The organism is Enterobacter sp. MGH 16 (assembly GCF_000493175.1).
In the GTDB taxonomy this organism is placed as follows: domain Bacteria; phylum Pseudomonadota; class Gammaproteobacteria; order Enterobacterales; family Enterobacteriaceae; genus Enterobacter; species Enterobacter roggenkampii.
In genome coordinates this window covers 3054012-3074010 of the sequence record NZ_KI535695.1, presented here as the reverse complement: position 1 = coordinate 3074010, position 19999 = coordinate 3054012, and the positions used below count along the sequence as shown (strand labels likewise).

The following is a 19999-nucleotide window of genomic DNA, read 5'->3' as shown; positions in this document are numbered from 1 at the left end:
CTTTTAAGAGCTCGCACCTTTTCTAACGGCCGAAGATACAGGACTAAGCAACATGTCTAAAATTTTTGATTTCGTAAAACCTGGCGTTATCACTGGTGATGACGTACAGAAAGTGTTCCAGGTAGCTAAAGAAAACAACTTCGCTCTGCCAGCAGTTAACTGCGTGGGTACCGACTCCATCAACGCCGTACTGGAAACTGCTGCTAAAGTTAAAGCACCGGTTATCGTTCAGTTCTCTAACGGCGGCGCTGCGTTCATCGCAGGTAAAGGCGTGAAAACTGACATTCCTCAGGGTGCTGCAATCCTGGGCGCTATCTCTGGTGCGCACCACGTTCACCAGATGGCTGAACACTACGGTGTTCCAGTTATCCTGCATACTGACCACTGCGCGAAGAAACTGCTGCCGTGGATCGACGGTCTGCTGGACGCGGGTGAAAAACACTTCGCGGCAACCGGTAAACCACTGTTCTCTTCTCACATGATCGACCTGTCTGAAGAGTCACTGCACGAAAACATCGAAATCTGCTCTAAGTACCTGGCGCGCATGGCCAAAATGGACATGACCCTGGAAATCGAACTGGGTTGCACCGGCGGTGAAGAAGACGGTGTGGACAACAGCCACATGGACGCTTCTGCACTGTACACCCAGCCAGAAGACGTTGATTACGCTTACACCGAGCTGAGCAAAATCAGCCCACGCTTCACCATTGCAGCGTCCTTCGGTAACGTACACGGCGTTTACAAACCAGGTAACGTGGTTCTGACCCCAACCATCCTGCGTGATTCTCAGGAATACGTTTCCAAGAAACACAACCTGCCGCACAACAGCCTGAACTTCGTCTTCCACGGCGGTTCCGGTTCTTCTGCTCAGGAAATCAAAGACTCCGTAAGCTACGGCGTCGTGAAAATGAACATCGACACCGACACCCAGTGGGCAACCTGGGACGGTATCCTGCAGTACTACAAAGCGAACGAAGCTTACCTTCAGGGCCAACTGGGCAACCCGAAAGGCGAAGACCAGCCGAACAAGAAATACTACGATCCACGCGTATGGCTGCGCGCAGCGCAGACGTCCATGGTGACCCGTCTGGAGCAGGCTTTCAAAGAACTGAACGCGATCGACGTTCTGTAATTTGAGCTGCTAACAGCATCAGAAGGCCCGCAAATGCGGGCCTTTTTTTATGCTTTTTCAATACCCTGCCAGCCCTGTTTTTGTGATCTGTTTGGCAAAGCCGGTGCTTTTTGTTTACCCTTTACTGACCTGCCTGTCTCCATGGGGGATGGATTTTGTGTTTTGGTTTAACAAAAGGAAGAATAAATGGAACAACTCGATGTTGTAGACAGCATCAATAACGCCGGTAACTGGCTGGTGCGCAACCAGGCCCTGCTGCTGAGCTATGCCGTGAACATCGTCGCGGCGATTGCCATCATCATCGTCGGGATGATCGTGGCGCGTATTGTCTCGAATACGGTTAACCGCGTAATGCTGGCCCGTCACATTGACGCCACGGTGGCAGACTTCCTCTCCGCACTGGTGCGCTACGGCATTATCGCCTTCACGCTGATTGCCGCGCTGGGCCGTGTGGGGGTGCAAACCGCCTCCGTCATTGCCGTTCTCGGTGCCGCCGGTCTGGCCATTGGTCTGGCACTGCAGGGCTCGCTTTCAAACCTGGCGGCAGGCGTGCTGCTGGTGACCTTCCGTCCGTTCCGCTCCGGCGAATACGTTGACCTTGGCGGCATTGCCGGAACCGTGCTGCAGGTGCAGATTTTCTCAACGACTATGCGTACCGTCGATGGCCGCATCGTGGTCGTGCCGAACGGGAAAATTATCGCGGGCAACATCATCAACTTCTCCCGTGAGCCGGTGCGTCGTAACGAACTGATTATCAGCGTGGCATACGACTCCGACATCGATCAGGTGAAGTCGCTGATTACCAACATCATTGCTTCTGACGATCGCATTCTGAAAGACAAAGAGCAGACGGTTCGCCTGAATGAACTCGGCGCTTCCTCCATTAACTTTGTGGTGCGTATCTGGAGCAAAAGCAGCGATCTGCAAAACGTATACTGGGACGTGCTGGAACGCATTAAGCGCGACTTCGACGCCAACGGCATCAGTTTCCCGTATCCGCAGATGGACGTGAATCTTAAACGCGAGAAAGCCGCCGAGTAATCCCCCGACGTTGTAGGCCCGGTAAGCGCTAGCGCCACCGGGCTTTACCTTCATAAGCTCCGCTAATACCCAATTAATATTATCCATTTCATCTAATGTAGTTCGCGCAGTATAGTCAGCTTCCAGAACAACACTGCGAGAAAATCATCATGCTATCTTATTATTTTCAAGGGCTTGCCTTAGGTGCGGCTATGATCCTTCCCCTCGGCCCGCAAAATGCGTTCGTGATGAATCAGGGCATCCGCCGCCAGTACCATCTGATGATTGCCCTGCTGTGCGCGGTAAGCGATTTGCTGCTGATCTGTGCCGGGATTTTTGGCGGCAGCGCGCTGCTGATGCAGTCTCCGTGGCTGCTGGCGCTGGTCACCTGGGGCGGCGTGGCGTTTCTGCTCTGGTACGGATTCGGCGCGCTGAAAACGGCGATGAGCAGCAACCTCGAACTGGCGAGCGCGGAGGTCATGAAGCAGGGGCGCTGGAAGATTATCGTCACCATGCTGGCGGTGACCTGGCTTAACCCGCATGTGTATCTCGACACCTTCGTCGTGCTGGGCAGCCTGGGCGGTCAACTGGACGTTGAGCCGAAACGCTGGTTTGCGCTCGGTACGGTCAGCGCCTCTTTCCTGTGGTTCTTCGGTCTCGCCATTCTGGCGGCATGGCTGGCGCCCCGCCTGCGTACGGCCAAAGCCCAGCGCATCATTAATACCCTGGTCGGCCTGGTGATGTGGTTTATCGCTTTCCAGCTGGCGAAAGAGGGGATTCATCATGTCCAGGAATTGTTCAACTAATCCTTGTCTTATGGACAACTGAATAAGACCCGCTAAGCTTGCTGGCATGCGCCCTGTTATTGGGGCACTCTTCGCAACATGGAGGAATGACAGTGAAGTTCAAAGTGATGGCCCTGGCGGCATTAGTGAGTTTCGGTGCGGTGTCGGTGCAGGCAAGCGAATTGCCGGATGGCCCGCACATCGTCACGTCAGGCACCGCAAGCGTGGACGCGGTACCCGATGTTGCAACCCTGGCAATTGAGGTGAATGTGGCGGCGAAAGATGCAGCGACGGCCAAGAAGCAGGCTGACGATCGCGTTGCGCAATACCTCTCTTTCCTCGAGCAGAACGGTGTCGGTAAAAAAGATATCAACTCTGCGAACCTGCGTACTCAACCCGATTATGACTACCAGAATGGCAAAAGCATCCTGAAAGGCTACCGTGCGGTGCGTACCGTTGAAGTGACCGTGCGTCAGCTGGATAAGCTTAACTCGCTGCTGGATGGTGCGCTGAAGGCGGGCCTGAACGAGATCCGTTCCGTGTCGCTGGGCGTTGCGCAACCGGAGAAATACAAAGACGAAGCGCGTAAAGCGGCGATTGATGATGCCATTCACCAGGCGGAACAGCTGGCTTCTGGCTTTAAGAGCAAGCTCGGTCCGGTTTACAGCGTGCGTTACCACGTCTCTAACTACCAGCCAAGCCCGATGGTTCGTATGATGAAGGCTGACGCAGCGCCGGTATCCGCTCAGGAAACTTACGAGCAGCCGACGATCCAGTTCGACGATCAGGTGGATGTGGTGTTCCAGCTTGAACCTGTTGCAGCACAGCCGAAACCGGCTCAGTAATCTGTAGGCCGGGTAAGGCGTGGCCGCCACCCGGCTTTTCTTTTTAATCCTGTCTCAATACCTTATGCCCGTACGCCAGCAGCGCGTCAGTGACGTTGCGCATCATGCGGCTTTCCGGCGCAAAACGGTGCCAGTAGAGCATCCGACGCTGATACAGCCCCGGCGTTAAGTCAATCAGCTCACCGCTTTTCAACTCTTTCTCAATCTGCAGGTGCGGGATCATGCAGCAGGTGGTGCCCTGGCGCGCAAGTTGCACGAAGGCTTCTGACGAGTTCACGATATGGCACGGCACGCTGCCCGGCGGCAGGTCGAAGTTTTGCTGCAGGAACGCCTGATGCATATCGTCCAGATGGTCGAAGGCCACGGCAGGGGCTTTCAGCAGCGCCGCGCGGGTGACGCCGTTGGGGAAGTAGCGTTCCGCAAAGGCTTTTGAACCCACAAACAGGTAGTCCAGGGCGCCTAACTGATCGACAAGGCAGCTTGGCAGCGCCTGAGGCTGAATACTGACCGCCCCAACCACTTCACCGCGACGCAGGCGTTCCTGGGTGCGGGTTTCGTCTTCAACCTGCAAATTCAGACGGATAGGGGAGTCCGCGAGGACCGGCGCCAGGGCCGGCAGCAGCCAGGTTGCCAGACTGTCGGCGTTGACCGCCAGAGAGAGCAGCAGCGGCGTAGAGCCCGTTTGTTCGTCACCCAGCCACTCGTCTTCCAGCAGTTCAACCTGACGCAGCAGAGCGAGGAGCTTTTGCCCTTGCTCTGTTGGACGTGGCGGCACGGTACGCACCAGCAGCGGCTGGCCGAACATGTTTTCAAGCTGTTTGATACGCTGAGAGACGGCGGACTGCGTGATGCAAAGCTTTTGCGCCGCGCGCTCAAAGCCTCGTTCACGAATAACTGCATCAAGTGCCTGTAGTGTTCTGTAGTCCGGACGTTTCATTGCTCTGGCTGGCTCCTTAATTTTGCTTATTCTGCACTATGACACAATTTTCCCTTTGTGGCAGACGAATTCCATTCGACGTGTTCTATAATGCGCCCTGAGTTTTCACACCACAGGCAAAACGATCATGACGCAGGATGAACTGAAAAAAGCAGTAGGATGGGCCGCTCTCCAGTACGTACAGCCGGGTACCATTGTCGGTGTCGGTACAGGATCAACCGCGGCACACTTTATCGATGCGCTGGGCACGATGAAGGGGCAGATCGAGGGCGCGGTTTCCAGCTCTGATGCTTCCACGGAAAAGCTGAAAAGCCTCGGCATTACCGTTTTCGATCTTAACGAAGTGGATCGTCTGGGGATTTACGTTGATGGTGCGGATGAAATCAACGGCCACATGCAGATGATCAAAGGCGGCGGCGCGGCGCTGACCCGTGAAAAAATCATCGCCTCCGTTGCGGACAAGTTTATCTGCATCGCCGACGCCTCCAAGCAGGTGGACATTCTGGGGAATTTCCCGCTGCCGGTTGAAGTGATCCCGATGGCCCGCAGCGCGGTTGCCCGTCAGCTGGTCAAGCTGGGCGGTCGTCCGGAATATCGTCAGGGCGTAGTGACCGACAACGGCAACGTGATCCTCGACGTTCACGGTCTGGAAATTCTTGACGCGATTGCGCTGGAAAACGCCATCAACGGCATTCCAGGCGTAGTGACCGTAGGGCTATTCGCCAACCGTGGCGCGGATGTGGCGCTGATCGGCACCGCTGACGGCGTGAAAACCATCGTAAAATGATCTGACGGGGGGAGTCCTCCCCCCGCTAAAAAATTTTTGAAACGCTAAATTCGGTGACTTGTGTCACGTTTTTATGCCTCTTTTGCCGATCCTTCCGCGTTTGTAAATTTCCATAGCATTTTCCTCTGCCATTTTGCGCTGTATGACTTTCCTTCAGCGTACTGACGCAAACGTTCATATTGCTGCAATAGTTTTTTTTGATATGTTGGCTACAGCGGATTTATATCCAGCACAACATCAGTTCAGACAAAAACAGGGTCGGGTAAATGGCAAAGGTATCACTGGAGAAAGACAAGATTAAATTCCTGCTGGTCGAGGGCGTGCATCAAAAAGCAATCGATAGCCTTCGTGCGGCAGGTTACACCAACATCGAATTTCACAAAGGCGCGCTTGATACCGAAGAGCTGAAAGCGTCCATCCGTGATGCCCACTTCATTGGCCTGCGATCCCGTACTCACCTGACTGAAGATGTGATTGCCGCGGCGGAAAAGCTGGTGGCTATCGGCTGCTTCTGCATCGGTACCAACCAGGTTGACCTGAATGCTGCTGCGAAACGCGGTATTCCTGTCTTCAACGCCCCGTTCTCTAACACCCGTTCCGTGGCGGAGCTGGTGATTGGCGAACTGCTGCTGCTCCTGCGCGGCATTCCGGAGGCTAACGCTAAAGCACACCGCGGCGTCTGGAACAAACTGGCTGCGGGCTCCTACGAAGCCCGTGGGAAAAAACTGGGTATCATCGGCTATGGCCACATCGGTACCCAACTGGGGATTCTGGCGGAATCTCTCGGTATGCATGTCTATTTTTACGATATCGAAAGCAAGCTGCCGCTGGGCAATGCCACCCAGGTTCAACACCTGTCTGACCTGCTGAACATGAGTGACGTGGTAAGCCTGCACGTGCCGGAAAACGCGTCCACCAAAAACATGATGGGCGCAGAAGAGCTGGCGTTGATGAAGCCGGGCTCACTGCTGATTAACGCCGCGCGCGGCACGGTGGTCGATATCCCTGCGCTGTGCGATGCGCTGAAGCGTAAGCATCTGGCAGGGGCGGCCATCGACGTTTTCCCAACGGAGCCCGCCACCAACAGCGATCCGTTCACCTCTCCGCTGTGCGAGTTCGACAACGTGATCCTGACGCCGCACATCGGCGGGTCTACGCAGGAAGCGCAGGAGAATATCGGTCTGGAAGTGGCGGGGAAACTGAGCAAATACTCCGACAACGGTTCTACGCTCTCTGCGGTGAACTTCCCGGAAGTGTCTCTGCCGCTGCACGGCGGTCGTCGTCTGCTGCACATCCACGAAAACCGTCCAGGCGTGCTCACCGCAATCAACCAGATCTTTGCCGAGCAGGGCGTCAACATTGCCGCGCAGTATCTGCAGACCAACTCGCAGATGGGCTATGTGGTCATTGATATCGAAGCGGATGACGATGTGGCCGAGAAAGCGCTGCTGAGCATGAAGGCCATTCCGGGGACGATTCGCGCGCGTCTGCTTTACTGATGGTGCGGTCTGTGGTGTCGGGGGGCGCTGACGCTTACCCGACCTACAATGTTTGAGGATTTATGTAGGCCGGGTAAGGCGCAGCCGCCACCCGGCTTTATCCTACCAGACCCAGATTTTGCTGGGCGTCACCACCGCCGGTAACGGCACATCCCATTTCTCCACCGGCAACGCCTCCACGCCCTGGCAATCATGCGCGTAGCCTACCGGCTGCAACCCATACTGCTGCCAGTTTTGTAGCGTTCTGTCGTAAAAACCACCGCCCATTCCCAGGCGCTGTCCCTGCTCATCAAACGCCACCAGCGGCGTAATCAGCACATCCAGCTGTGACAGCGGCAGCACGTCGCGCACATCGAGTTTCGGCTCGGTGATTTTCAGACGATTCACCACCAGCTCGCTGTGCGGGTGATAGTGCAAAAAAAGCAGATTGCCTTCGCTGAACGGGTGCAGCACCGGCAGGTATACCTTCTTCCCGGCGCGCCAGAGTTGCTCTATCAGCGGTTGGGTGTCCAACTCGCCGTCAAACGACAGAAACAGGGCAACCGTGCGCGCCATCACGACAGGGGGATACGCCATCATACGGGCGGAGGCCTGCTGGGCAAAATGCGCTTGCTGTTCTGGGGTTAACGCACGACGGCGTTGACGAATGAGCTGACGAATGTCCTGGCGTGAAGCTGAAACTTCAGGGGATTGAGTCATGGTAGTCGGTAGAAGAAAAGAGAGGGAATCTCCGAGATGCCGCCGCAGGCTGTAACCCTTGAACCCTTGGTTCAAGGTGAATGTGTCGTCATAGTTTTAAGGCTTCTCGGACGAACCGAGCATGCTCACCAACCATGGAGCGCCACATTCTTGTGGTATGAAATATCGGCTCAGGGGACTGGCCCGCTTGCGAACATCTCAGAGAAATTTTGCCTTCACAGTTACTCTACCATAGTCAACTGAGAAGTGTTATTCAAACTTGGGTCCCGGTCTTTCGGGATTGCGACCTTGATCAAGCAATGCTTGTTCTATGGTCTGCTGGAGCATTTTTATGCGCTGCTCCATGCTTGCCGCGTAGTCGCGGGTCTTCGCTTTTTCCTGAGTCAGTTCATAGCTGATGTTCAACGCGGCGATGAAAACCAGCTGCTCAGTATTTGTGACTCTAGTGCGTTCTTTTAGATCTTGCAACCGCTGATTCAAATCGTCCGCAGCCTGATTCAAAGCATCCCTTTGTTCAGGCGGACAATTCACTCGCAGTGAACGGCCAAAAATCTGGAGATCGACGGGTTGTGCAGACATGCCACCTTCCTGCTGATTGACTGCGCTGCCTTCGCTTACTGCCCCGGGGGCTGCGAAGGGGCGACACTATAGCTACCCTGATGTGAAGATACAAGCCCTTTTCTGGTATCACCAGGGTCCAAAGTGGTAGCATATCATGAAACTTCCCCCCAATGATGACGAATGCGCATGTCTATACAGAACGAAATGCCTGGTTACAAGGATTTAAACCAGTTACTGAACCAGCAGGGAGTCGGTTTAACCCCTGCCGAAATGCACGGTCTGATCAGTGGCATGCTGTGCGGCGGAAACAGCGACAGCTCCTGGCAGCCGCTGATCCACGACCTCACGAATGAAGGGCTGGCGTTTGGTCACGAGCTGGCGGAAGCGCTGCGTAAAATGCACGCCGCCATCAGCGATTCGCTGGAAGACGATGGCTTCCTTTTTCAGCTTTATCTGCCTGACGGCGACGACGTCAGCGTGTTCGATCGCGCCGATGCGCTGGCCGGCTGGGTAAACCACTATCTGCTGGGGCTGGGCGTCACGCAGCCTAAACTGGATAAAGTGACCGGCGAAGCGGGTGAGGCGATCGACGACCTGCGCAACATTGCCCAGCTTGGCTACGATGAAGACGAAGACCAGGAAGAGCTGGAAATGTCTCTCGAAGAGATCATCGAGTACGTGCGCGTGGCGGCACTGCTGTGCCACGACAACTTTACGCGCTCACAGCCGACCGCACCGGAAGTTCGTAAGCCAACCTTACATTAAGAAAAATAACGCACAGGAGGGTGTCATGGTTATCTCGAGTCAAGAGTATTCGCGCCGCCGTCAGGCGCTGCTGGCGAAAATGCAGCCGGGCAGCGCCGCGCTAATTTTTGCTGCGCCTGAAGTGACGCGCAGCGCCGACAGCGAATATCCCTATCGCCAGAGCAGCGATTTCTGGTACTTCACCGGCTTTAACGAGCCGGAAGCGGTGCTGGTGCTGATTAAAAGCAATGACACCCACAACCACAGCGTGATTTTCAACCGCGTGCGCGACCTGACGGCCGAAATCTGGTTTGGCCGCCGCCTGGGCCAGGAGGCCGCGCCGGCGAAGCTGGGCGTTGACCGGGCGCTGGCGTTTAGCGAAATCAACCAGCAGCTCTACCAGCTGCTTAACGGCCTCGACGTGCTCTATCACGCGCAGGGCGAATATGCCTACGCCGATGAGATTGTCTTCACCGCGCTGGATAAGCTGCGCAAAGGCTCGCGCCAGAACCTGTCCGCACCGGCCACGCTGACGGACTGGCGTCCGGTGGTGCATGAGATGCGCCTGTTCAAGTCTGAGGAAGAGCTAAATGTGATGCGCCGCGCGGGCGAAATCAGCGCGCTGGCACACACCCGCGCCATGGAGAAATGCCGTCCCGGGATGTTCGAATACCAGCTGGAAGGCGAAATTCACCACGAATTTAACCGCCACGGCGCGCGCTATCCCTCCTACAACACCATTGTCGGCGGCGGGGAAAACGGCTGCATTCTGCACTACACCGAAAACGAAAGTGCGCTGCGCGACGGCGATCTGGTGCTGATTGACGCCGGTTGCGAATATCAGGGCTATGCGGGGGACATCACCCGTACCTTCCCGGTGAACGGTAAATTCTCGCCGGCACAGCGCGCGATTTACGACATTGTTCTCGAATCCCTTGAGACAGCGCTCAAACTGTATCGTCCGGGGACTTCCATGCAGGAAGTGACCGGCGAAGTGGTGCGCATCATGATTACCGGTCTGGTCAGGCTCGGGATCCTGAAAGGAGATGTCGACACCCTGATTGCTGAAAATGCGCACCGACCGTATTTCATGCACGGCCTGAGCCACTGGCTGGGGCTGGACGTGCATGACGTTGGCGCATACGGCGCCGACCGTTCGCGCGTGCTGGAGCCGGGCATGGTGTTAACCGTGGAGCCGGGTCTCTACATCGCGCCGGATGCCGACGTGCCAGAAGAATACCGCGGGATTGGCATTCGTATTGAAGACGACATCGTGATCACCGAAACCGGTAACGAAAACCTGACCGCCAGCGTCGTGAAAAACGCTGACGATATCGAGGCGCTGATGGCAGCGGCACGCGCATGAGCGTGATTATCGTGGGCGGCGGCATGACCGGGGCCACGCTGGCGCTGGCCATTTCGCATATGACGCAGGGCCAGCTTCCGGTGCACCTGGTAGAAGCCGTTGCGCCAGAGGCGTCGAACCACCCCGGTTTTGATGCCCGCGCCATTGCGCTGGCGGAGGGCACCTGCCAGCAGCTTTCCCGCATTGGGATCTGGCAGGCGATTGCCGACCGTGCTACGGCGATCGGGACCGTTCACGTCAGCGATCGCGGCCATGCTGGCTTTGTCACGCTGGACGCGCAGGATTATCGGATTGATGCCCTGGGTCAGGTTGTTGAGCTGCACGACGTCGGATTACGTCTGTTCCGCCTGCTCCAGGACGCGCCGGGCGTCACGCTGCATTGTCCCGCGCGCGTGGCCAGCGTGAGCCGGAGTGACGCGTCGGTCAGCGTGACCCTGGAAAGCGGCACCGTCCTTGAAGGCCAGCTTCTGGTCGCTGCGGACGGTTCGCGCTCGTCGCTCGGCACCCAGTGTGGCGTGGAGTGGCGCCAGCAGCCTTACGGGCAGGTGGCGGTCATTGCGAACGTCGCTACCGCAGCTGACCACAACGGCAGGGCCTTTGAGCGCTTTACGCAGCATGGCCCGCTGGCGATGCTGCCGATGTCGGACGGGCGCTGTTCCCTGGTCTGGTGCCATCCGCAGGATAAGGCTGAAGAGGTGAAGGCCTGGTCTGACGAACGTTTTTGTACCGAGCTGCAGAAAGCTTTTGGCTGGCGGCTGGGGCGTATTACCCATGCCGGCAAGCGGACGGTCTACCCGCTTTCGCTTACTACGGCGTCTCAGTCCATCTCCCATCGTCTGGCGCTCGTCGGTAATGCCGCGCAGACGCTGCACCCTATCGCGGGGCAAGGTTTCAACCTTGGCTTACGCGATGTCATGAGCCTGGCCGAATCTCTGGCGCAGGCGTGGGGCGAGCAAAAAGACTGTGGGGCCTATTCGGTGCTGAGTCATTACCAGAAGCGCCGACAGGCGGATAAAGAGGCCACCATCGGTGTGACCGATGGTCTGGTTCATCTTTTTGCCAATCGCTGGGCACCGCTGGTTGCGGGTCGCAACCTTGGGCTGATGGCGATGGAATTATTCATTCCGGCACGTGACGTGCTGGCGCAGCGGACCCTGGGTTGGGTCGCGCGTTAAGGAGTTATCACCGTGCAAAATGTTGATGTCGCCATCGTTGGCGGCGGAATGGTTGGACTGGCATTGGCCTGCGGATTACAGGGCAGCGGCCTGCGCGTGGCGGTGCTGGAGCAAAAGCAGCCTCAGCCCATTGCACCGGATGCGCCGCCGGAACTCCGCGTCTCGGCGATCAATGCGGCCAGCGAAAAGCTGCTGACGCACCTTGGCGTCTGGGCAGATATTGTGGCGCACCGCGCCAGCTGCTATCACGGCATGGAAGTGTGGGATAAAGACAGCTTTGGTCATATTGCTTTTGACGATGAAAGCATGGGCTATAGCCATCTGGGGCACATCGTTGAAAACGCGGTGATCCACCACGCGCTCTGGCAGAAAGCACAGCAGTGCAGCGACGTGACGCTGATTGCGCCTGCGCAGATTCAGCAGGTGGCGTGGGGCGAAAACGAGGCGTTTATCACCCTGCAGAGTGGCGACATGCTGACCGCGCGTCTGGTGGTCGGTGCTGACGGTGCCAACTCCTGGCTGCGTAATAAAGCCGATATCCCGCTGACGTACTGGGATTACCGCCATCATGCTCTGGTCGCGACGATCCGTACCGAAGAGCCGCACGGCGGCGTGGCGCGCCAGATTTTCCACAACGATGGCATACTGGCGTTCCTGCCGCTTGCCGATCCGCACCTGTGCTCAATTGTCTGGTCCCTGGTGCCGGAAAAAGCCCAGCAGATGCATGAGGCGACGCCGGAGGCCTTTAACCAGGCGCTGTGCGTGGCCTTTGATAACCGCCTTGGCCTGTGCACGCTTGAAAGCGAGCGCCAGGTGTTCCCGTTAACCGGCCGCTACGCGCGCCAGTTTGCGGCGCACCGTCTGGCGCTGGTGGGGGATGCGGCGCATACCATTCATCCGCTGGCCGGGCAGGGCGTCAACCTTGGCTTTATGGACGCGGCGGAACTGGTAGAAGAGCTGCGTCGCCTGCATCGTGAAGGCAAAGATATCGGCCAGCATCTCTACCTGCGTCGCTACGAGCGCAGCCGCAAGCACAGCGCGGCGATGATGCTGGCGGGCATGCAGGGCTTCCGCGAGCTGTTTGCCGGGTCAAATCCGGCGAAGAAATTGCTGCGCGACATCGGCCTTAAGCTTGCTGACACTCTTCCGGGTGTTAAACCCCAACTCCTCCGTCAGGCGATGGGTCTGAACGACCTCCCGGACTGGCTGCGTTAATGTAGACCCCTGTCACACTTTCTTTTCCCGGCCTCTGCGCCGGGGAAATTCCCTCGTTTGAAATATTCTAATTTCACGTCATTTTTCGCATTAGATAATCTAATGTCGTGTTTTTCTCGTTACAGAAATTCGGCCCGTTTTTCCGCACGAAATATCACCATGTGCTAAATCCTGTTAGATCATTGTGAATTTTGTGCGGGGTTAATCGCATTTTTCCAGTGGATAACTCTGTAGGCTTTTCAGCGTTTTTTGGTCATAAGCTAATGTGATGACCTGTTTTGCCTTATGGTTAACCGCCGTTTTCGGTGGTAAGTTCAGGTAAAAGAGAACGTTTGCGTCGGTGCCCGAACGCGGGGCCGATACCGGGTTTCACGGTGTATTTTTCAACGAGGACAAGATGGCTCAACAGACTCCTTTGTACGAACAACACGTGTTGTGCGGCGCCCGAATGGTGGACTTCCACGGCTGGATGATGCCGCTGCACTACGGCTCGCAGATTGATGAGCACCACGCGGTGCGCACCGATGCCGGTATGTTCGACGTGTCCCACATGACGATTGTCGATCTGCGCGGTAGCCGCACCCGGGAGTTTTTGCGTTATCTGCTGGCAAACGACGTCGCCAAACTGAAGACGCCGGGTAAAGCGCTCTATACCGGCATGCTGAATGCCTCGGGCGGCGTGATTGATGACCTTATCGTCTACTACTTCACCGAAGATTTCTTCCGCCTCGTTGTAAACTCCGCCACCCGCGAAAAAGACCTCTCCTGGATCACCCAACACGCCGAACCGTATGCCATCGACATCACCGTCCGTGATGACCTGTCGCTGATCGCCGTGCAGGGGCCTAACGCGCAGGCGAAAGCCGCGTCTCTGTTCAACGATGAGCAACGTAAAGCCACCGAAGGCATGAAGCCGTTCTTCGGCGTGCAGGCGGGGGATCTGTTTATCGCCACCACCGGCTACACCGGTGAAGCGGGCTACGAAATTGCGATGCCGAACGAAAAGGCCGCTGATTTCTGGCGTGCGCTGGTGGAGGCGGGCGTGAAGCCTGCGGGCCTGGGCGCGCGCGATACGCTGCGTCTGGAAGCGGGCATGAACCTCTACGGTCAGGAGATGGACGAAGGCGTCTCTCCGCTGGCCGCCAACATGGGCTGGACCATCGCGTGGGAACCGGCTGACCGTGACTTTATTGGCCGTGAAGCGCTGGAGATGCAGCGCGAGAAGGGCACTGAACAGCTGGTTGGCCTGGTGATGAAGGAAAAAGGCGTACTGCGCGGCGAGCTGCCTGTACGTTTTACCGATGCTGACGGCAATCCTCGCGAAGGCGTGATCACCAGCGGAACCTTCTCACCGACGCTGGGCTACAGTATTGCACTGGCACGCGTGCCGGCGGGCATTGGCGAAACGGCGGTGGTGCAAATCCGCAACCGCGAAATGCCGGTCAACGTGACCAAACCGATTTTTGTTCGCGCCGGTAAGCCGGTCGCCTAACTATTTTTATCAGGAGAACTTCAATGAGCAATGTGCCAGCAGAACTGAAATACAGCAAAGAACACGAGTGGCTGCGTAAAGAGGCGGACGGCACTTACACCGTCGGGATCACCGAGCACGCGCAGGAGCTGCTGGGCGACATGGTGTTTGTTGACCTGCCTGACGTGGGCACGACCGTGAGCGCGGGCGACGACTGCGCCGTGGCGGAGTCCGTAAAAGCGGCATCAGACATCTACGCACCGGTAAGCGGTGAGATTGTTGCAGTCAACGACGCGCTGAGCGACTCCCCGGAGCTGGTCAACAGCGAGCCTTATGAAGGCGGCTGGATCTTCAAGATCAAAGCCAGCGACGAATCCCAGGTTGCCGCGCTGCTGGATGCGACCGCATACGAAGCACTACTGGAAGACGAATAACGTTGTGCCGGATGGCGCTGCGCTTATCCGGCCTGGAGATCAACGTAGGCCCGGTAAGCGTTAGCGCCACCGGGCAACAGCGTTACAGATAACTACGATTCACTGCACGTTTCAGGAACCATCGCTCATGACACAGACTTTAAGCCAGCTTGAAAACCGTGGCGCCTTCATTGAACGTCACATTGGGCCGGATGCTCAGCAACAGCAGGAGATGCTGAAGACGGTTGGCGCGGATTCATTAAACGCACTGATCGGCCAGATTGTGCCAAAAGACATCCAGCTAGCCACGCCGCCTCAGGTGGGGGAAGCCACCACGGAGTTCGCCGCGCTGGCGGAGCTGAAGGCTATCGCCGGCCTGAACAAGCGCTATAAGTCTTACATTGGCATGGGCTACACCAACGTGCAGTTGCCGCCGGTGATCCTGCGCAACATGCTGGAAAACCCGGGCTGGTACACCGCCTATACGCCGTATCAGCCAGAAGTGTCCCAGGGTCGCCTGGAAGCGCTGCTGAACTTCCAGCAGGTAACGCTGGATCTGACCGGTATGGATATCGCCTCCGCGTCTCTGCTCGATGAAGCGACCGCCGCCGCCGAAGCGATGGCGATGGCGAAGCGCGTGAGCAAGCTGAAAAATGCCAACCGCTTCTTCGTGGCGGCGGACGTGCATCCGCAGACGCTGGACGTGGTGCGCACACGTGCGGAAACCTTCGGCTTTGACGTGATCGTCGATGACGCTGACAAAGTGCTGGATCACCAGGACGTCTTCGGCGTGCTGCTGCAGCAGGTGGGCACCACCGGTGAAGTTCACGACTACGGCGCGCTGATTGCCGAGCTGAAATCCCGCAAGGTGGTTGTGAGCGTTGCCGCCGATTTTATGGCGCTGGTGCTGCTGACGGCGCCGGGCAAACAGGGCGCGGATATCGTATTCGGCTCTGCGCAGCGCTTCGGCGTACCGATGGGCTACGGCGGCCCGCACGCGGCGTTCTTCGGCGCGAAAGATGAATTCAAACGTTCCATGCCTGGCCGTATTATCGGCGTCTCCAAAGACGCTGCCGGTAATACCGCGCTGCGCATGGCGATGCAGACCCGCGAGCAGCATATCCGCCGCGAGAAAGCGAACTCTAACATCTGTACCTCACAGGTGCTGCTGGCTAACATCGCCAGCCTGTACGCCGTGTTCCACGGCCCGGCAGGCCTGAAACGCATTGCCAGCCGCATTCACCGCCTGGCCGATATCCTGGCCTGCGGACTGCAGCAAAAAGGTTTTAAGCTGCGCCATGCCCACTACTTCGATACCCTGTGCGTGGACGTGGCGGACAAAGCCGCCGTGCTGGCGCGTGCGGACGCGGCAAAGATCAACCTGCGCAGCGACATCCACAACGCCGTCGGCATTACGCTGGATGAAAGCACCACCCGCGACGATATCCTGAACCTGTTCAGCGTGCTGCTGGGTGACGCGCACGGTCTGGACATTGACGCACTCGACAAAGAAGTTGCGCTCGACAGCCGCTCCATTCAGGACAGCATGCTGCGTAACGACGCCATCCTGACGCACCCGGTCTTCAATCGCTACCACAGCGAGACCGAGATGATGCGTTACATGCACTCTCTGGAGCGCAAGGATCTGGCGCTGAACCAGGCGATGATCCCGCTGGGATCCTGCACCATGAAGCTGAACGCCGCAGCAGAGATGATCCCGATCACCTGGCCTGAATTCTCCGAGCTGCACCCGTTCTGCCCGCCGGAGCAGGCGGAAGGTTATCACGTGATGATTAACCAGCTTTCCGACTGGCTGGTGAAGCTGACCGGTTACGACGCGCTCTGCATGCAGCCGAACTCCGGCGCGCAGGGTGAATATGCGGGCCTGCTGGCAATCCGTCACTATCACGAAAGCCGCAACGAAGGCCATCGCGATATCTGCCTGATCCCAAGCTCCGCCCACGGCACCAACCCGGCTTCAGCCCAGATGGCGGGCATGGAAGTCGTGGTGGTCGCGTGCGATAAGAACGGCAACATCGACCTGGCTGACCTGCGCGCGAAAGCCGAACAGGCGGGCGACAAGCTCTCCTGCATCATGGTGACCTATCCGTCCACCCACGGCGTGTACGAAGAGACCATCCGTGAAGTGTGCGAAGTGGTGCACCAGTTCGGCGGTCAGGTATACCTCGATGGCGCGAACATGAACGCGCAGGTGGGCATTACCTCTCCGGGCTTTATCGGCGCGGACGTGTCGCACCTTAACCTGCACAAAACCTTCTGCATCCCGCACGGCGGTGGCGGCCCGGGCATGGGCCCAATCGGCGTGAAAGCGCACCTGGCACCGTTTGTCCCAGGCCACAGCGTTGTGCAGATCGAAGGCATGCTGACCCGTCAGGGCGCGGTCTCTGCGGCACCGTTCGGTAGCGCCTCTATCCTGCCAATCAGCTGGATGTACATCCGCATGATGGGCGCGGAAGGGCTGAAGCAGGCGAGCCAGGTGGCCATTCTGAACGCCAACTACATTGCGACGCGCCTGAAGTCTGCCTACCCGGTGCTCTATACCGGCCGCGACGGTCGCGTGGCGCACGAGTGCATCCTCGATATTCGTCCGCTGAAAGAGCAGACCGGCATTAGCGAGCTGGACATTGCCAAACGCCTGATCGACTACGGCTTCCACGCGCCTACCATGTCGTTCCCGGTTGCGGGCACGCTGATGGTGGAGCCAACGGAGTCCGAAAGTAAAGCCGAGCTGGACCGCTTTATCGACGCGATGCTGGCCATCCGCATGGAAATTGACCGCGTGCAGGACGGCGAGTGGACGCTGGAAGATAACCCGCTGGTCAACGCTCCGCACACCCAGCACGAGCTGGTGGCCGAGTGGAACCACGGCTATTCCCGCGAGCTGGCCGTCTTCCCGGCAGGCGTGGCGAACAAATACTGGCCGACCGTGAAGCGTCTTGATGATGTCTACGGCGACCGTAACCTGTTCTGCTCCTGCGTGCCGATGAGCGAATACCAGTAACATTGCTGATGTAGTAACGTAGGCCGGGTAAGGCGAAGCCGCCACCCGGCTTTTTTATTGGGAGAAGAAAATGGGCATTGCACTTGTGACCGGCGCCAGCCGGGGCATTGGGAAGGCCACTGCGCTGCAGCTGGCCCGCGAAGGCTACACCGTGGCGGTGAACTATCATCACAACATTAAGGCCGCAACGGATGTGATCAACCAGATTGTTGAGGCGGGCGGTAAAGCCTTTGCCGTTCGGGCAGACATCAGTGATGAAGCTCAGGTGCTGGCGATGTTTGAAAGCCTCGATCGTGAAGGCGAGCCGCTGAGCGCGCTGGTCAATAATGCGGGGATTCTGTTTGAGCAATCCACCATTGAGAATCTCTCCGCTGAGCGTATTAACCGCGTCCTGGCGACCAACGTTACGGGCTACTTCCTCTGCTGCCGGGAAGCGGTAAAACGCATGTCCTTCAAACATGGCGGCAAGGGCGGGGCGATAGTGAATGTCTCTTCCGCGGCGTCCCGCCTGGGCGCACCGGGTGAATATGTGGATTACGCCGCGTCCAAGGGGGCGGTGGATTCGCTGACAACGGGGCTGTCGCTGGAGGTGGCGGCGCAGGGCATTCGCGTCAACTGCGTCCGTCCGGGCCTGATCTATACCGATATTCATGCTTCCGGCGGAGAACCGGGGCGAGTGGATCGCGTGAAAGCGTTGCTGCCGATGCAGCGCGGCGGCCAGCCGGAAGAGGTCGCCCAGGCGATTGTCTGGCTGCTGAGCGAAAAGGCGTCGTACGTGACGGGGAGTTTTATCGAGTTAGCGGGCGGGAAATAAGCCGGGTGGCGGCCCTGCCTCCTATTCGTGTAGGCCCGGTAAGCGCAGTGCCACCGGGCAAAAAATCACAGCGCCTCGCCGTTGCTGGCAATCACGCCTTTATACCACTCGAAGCTCTTCTTGCGGGAACGCGACATGTCGCCCGTGCCATCGTCGTGCTTGTTCACGTAGATAAAGCCGTAGCGCTTGCTGTACTGGCCGGTGGTGAACGACACGCAGTCGATACAGCCCCATGGCGTATAGCCCATCAGATCGACGCCATCGTGGGTGACGGCTTTGATCATCTCCTCCACGTGGGCACGCAGGTAGTCGATGCGATAGTCATCGTTGATGCTGCCGTCTTCTTCCACCTTGTCGTAGGCACCGAAGCCGTTTTCAACGATAAACAGCGGCTTCTGGTAACGCTCGTACAGTTCGCACAGAGAATAGCGCAGGCCCACCGGGTCAATCTGCCAGCCCCAGTCGGACGCCTTCACGTGCGGGTTCGGCACGCTGCCTTCGAAACCGGAAATGGCATCGCCGGTGCCGCCTTCCGCCTTCACCGCGTTGGTCATGTAGTAGCTGAAGCCCAGGTAGTCGCAGGTGCCTTCGCGCAGGATCTGCTCGTCACCCGCTTCCATTTTGATGGAGAAGCCACGACGCTCCCATTCGTTCAGCACGTAGGACGGGTAGTAGCCGCGCAGCTGGACGTCGGTAAAGACGTAGCGCTCGCGCATCGATTCCTGGGCGAACATCACGTCTTCCGGTTTGCAGGAGAACGGATAGAGCGCCACCATCGCCAGCATGCAGCCGACTTTCATCTCCGGGTTGATGCGGCGCGCGGCTTTCACCGCCAGGGCGCTGGCCACAAACTGGTGGTGCAGGACCTGGTACATGGTCTCTTCCGGATTTTCATGTTCCGTATAGACCACGCCCGAGCAGCAGTAGCCGAACAGCGGGGCGCGCCAGTTGCGCTGGTTGTTGATTTCGTTGAAGGTCATCCAGTATTTGACCTTGTTTTTGTAGCGCTCAAAGACCACTTCCGCGAAGCGCACAAAGAAATCGACCACTTTACGGTTGGTCCAGCTGCCGTACTCCTTCACTAGGTGCAGCGGCATTTCGAAGTGGGAGAGGGTGATCACCGGTTCGATGTTGTATTTCAGCAGCTCATCGAACATGTCGTCGTAAAACTTCAGCCCTTCTTCGTTTGGCTGCGTTTCGTCACCGTTCGGGAAGATACGCGTCCAGGCAATGGAGGTGCGGAAACACTTGAAGCCCATCTCGGCAAACAGCTTGATGTCTTCCTTGTAATGGCCGTGGAAATCAATCGCTTCATGGTTGGGATAGTATTTTCCCGGCACCACGTCCTGCGTGATTTCGCGGGGCACGCCGTGTGCGCCGCCGGTTAATACGTCGCAAATGCTTGGCCCTTTGCCGCCTTTGTTCCAGCCGCCTTCAACCTGGTGAGCGGCAACCGCGCCACCCCATAAAAAATCTTTTGGTAAGGTCAATTTTTTCATCGCTGCTATTCTCAA

At 57.7% G+C, this 19999-nt stretch carries 18 protein-coding genes and 1 other RNA gene; 14 read left to right on the top strand and 5 right to left on the bottom strand.

Features of this window, described 5'->3' with window-relative positions:
- Positions 1–52: 52 nt before the first annotated feature.
- The 4 genes from fbaA to L362_RS08440 all read left to right on the top strand — a co-directional run bounded on the left by fbaA (position 53) and on the right by L362_RS08440 (position 3782).
- Entirely contained in the window at positions 53–1132 is a 1080-nt protein-coding gene (gene fbaA / locus L362_RS08425) for a class II fructose-bisphosphate aldolase (protein ID WP_008499731.1), read from the top strand.
- Positions 1133–1318: 186 nt separating this feature from the next.
- Complete coding sequence (gene mscS, locus L362_RS08430; protein WP_008499730.1) at positions 1319–2173, top strand: small-conductance mechanosensitive channel MscS; 855 nt, start codon at positions 1319–1321, stop codon at positions 2171–2173.
- A gap of 149 nt (positions 2174–2322) precedes the next feature.
- Positions 2323–2958 (top strand): arginine exporter ArgO, encoded by a 636-nt coding sequence (argO, locus tag L362_RS08435; RefSeq protein WP_021242063.1) that lies wholly within the window; start codon positions 2323–2325, stop codon positions 2956–2958.
- Positions 2959–3050: 92 nt separating this feature from the next.
- A complete protein-coding gene (locus L362_RS08440; RefSeq protein WP_008499728.1) occupies positions 3051–3782 on the top strand; it encodes an oxidative stress defense protein in 732 nt (243 codons plus the stop codon).
- 43 nt (positions 3783–3825) lie between these two features.
- Here the strand turns inward: L362_RS08440 and argP are convergent, their stop codons facing one another.
- A complete protein-coding gene (argP, locus tag L362_RS08445; protein WP_008499727.1) occupies positions 3826–4719 on the bottom strand; it encodes a DNA-binding transcriptional regulator ArgP in 894 nt (297 codons plus the stop codon).
- Between the two features lie 127 nt (positions 4720–4846).
- Between argP and rpiA the strand changes: the two genes are divergently transcribed.
- Positions 4847–5506: a ribose-5-phosphate isomerase RpiA gene (gene rpiA / locus L362_RS08450; RefSeq protein WP_003860091.1), complete on the top strand. Its 660-nt coding sequence runs from the start codon at positions 4847–4849 to the stop codon at positions 5504–5506.
- Positions 5507–5772: 266 nt separating this feature from the next.
- Positions 5773–7005, top strand: a complete 1233-nt coding sequence (serA, locus tag L362_RS08455; protein ID WP_021242062.1) for a phosphoglycerate dehydrogenase — start codon at positions 5773–5775, stop codon at positions 7003–7005.
- Positions 7006–7107: 102 nt separating this feature from the next.
- On the opposite strand, the gene L362_RS0123110 is transcribed toward serA, so the two are convergent.
- The 3 genes from L362_RS0123110 to zapA form a co-directional block, all read right to left on the bottom strand.
- A complete protein-coding gene (locus tag L362_RS0123110) occupies positions 7108–7704 on the bottom strand; it encodes a 5-formyltetrahydrofolate cyclo-ligase (protein ID WP_032637857.1) in 597 nt (198 codons plus the stop codon).
- A 24-nt stretch (positions 7705–7728) separates the two neighbouring features.
- Positions 7729–7912: non-coding RNA, 6S RNA (ssrS, locus tag L362_RS24025), on the bottom strand.
- Between the two features lie 41 nt (positions 7913–7953).
- Entirely contained in the window at positions 7954–8283 is a 330-nt protein-coding gene (zapA, locus tag L362_RS08460) for a cell division protein ZapA (RefSeq protein ID WP_006811891.1), read from the bottom strand.
- Positions 8284–8451: 168 nt separating this feature from the next.
- On the opposite strand from zapA, the gene L362_RS08465 reads away from it, so the two are divergent.
- The 8 genes from L362_RS08465 (at position 8452) to L362_RS08500 (ending at position 18485) form a co-directional block, all read left to right on the top strand.
- Positions 8452–9030 (top strand): YecA/YgfB family protein, encoded by a 579-nt coding sequence (locus tag L362_RS08465; RefSeq protein ID WP_025912457.1) that lies wholly within the window; start codon positions 8452–8454, stop codon positions 9028–9030.
- A 31-nt stretch (positions 9031–9061) separates the two neighbouring features.
- Entirely contained in the window at positions 9062–10375 is a 1314-nt protein-coding gene (pepP, locus tag L362_RS08470) for a Xaa-Pro aminopeptidase (RefSeq protein ID WP_031275147.1), read from the top strand.
- Positions 10372–11550: a 2-octaprenyl-6-methoxyphenyl hydroxylase gene (ubiH, locus tag L362_RS08475; RefSeq protein WP_023344865.1), complete on the top strand. Its 1179-nt coding sequence runs from the start codon at positions 10372–10374 to the stop codon at positions 11548–11550. Before pepP ends, ubiH begins: the two co-directional genes overlap by 4 nt.
- 12 nt (positions 11551–11562) lie before the next feature.
- Positions 11563–12765, top strand: coding sequence for an FAD-dependent 2-octaprenylphenol hydroxylase (gene ubiI / locus L362_RS08480; protein ID WP_023344864.1), 1203 nt, complete (start codon positions 11563–11565; stop codon positions 12763–12765).
- 397 nt (positions 12766–13162) lie between these two features.
- A complete protein-coding gene (gene gcvT, locus L362_RS08485) occupies positions 13163–14257 on the top strand; it encodes a glycine cleavage system aminomethyltransferase GcvT (RefSeq protein ID WP_008499719.1) in 1095 nt (364 codons plus the stop codon).
- A gap of 23 nt (positions 14258–14280) precedes the next feature.
- On the top strand, positions 14281–14670 hold the full coding sequence (gcvH, locus tag L362_RS08490) for a glycine cleavage system protein GcvH (protein WP_008499718.1): 390 nt from the start codon (positions 14281–14283) through the stop codon (positions 14668–14670).
- 127 nt (positions 14671–14797) lie between these two features.
- On the top strand, positions 14798–17671 hold the full coding sequence (gene gcvP, locus L362_RS08495; RefSeq protein WP_023344863.1) for an aminomethyl-transferring glycine dehydrogenase: 2874 nt from the start codon (positions 14798–14800) through the stop codon (positions 17669–17671).
- Positions 17672–17741: 70 nt separating this feature from the next.
- A complete protein-coding gene (locus L362_RS08500; protein WP_023344862.1) occupies positions 17742–18485 on the top strand; it encodes an SDR family oxidoreductase in 744 nt (247 codons plus the stop codon).
- 65 nt (positions 18486–18550) lie between these two features.
- Here the strand turns inward: L362_RS08500 and bglA are convergent, their stop codons facing one another.
- A complete protein-coding gene (gene bglA, locus L362_RS08505) occupies positions 18551–19984 on the bottom strand; it encodes a 6-phospho-beta-glucosidase BglA (protein ID WP_023294510.1) in 1434 nt (477 codons plus the stop codon).
- Positions 19985–19999: the final 15 nt, after the last annotated feature.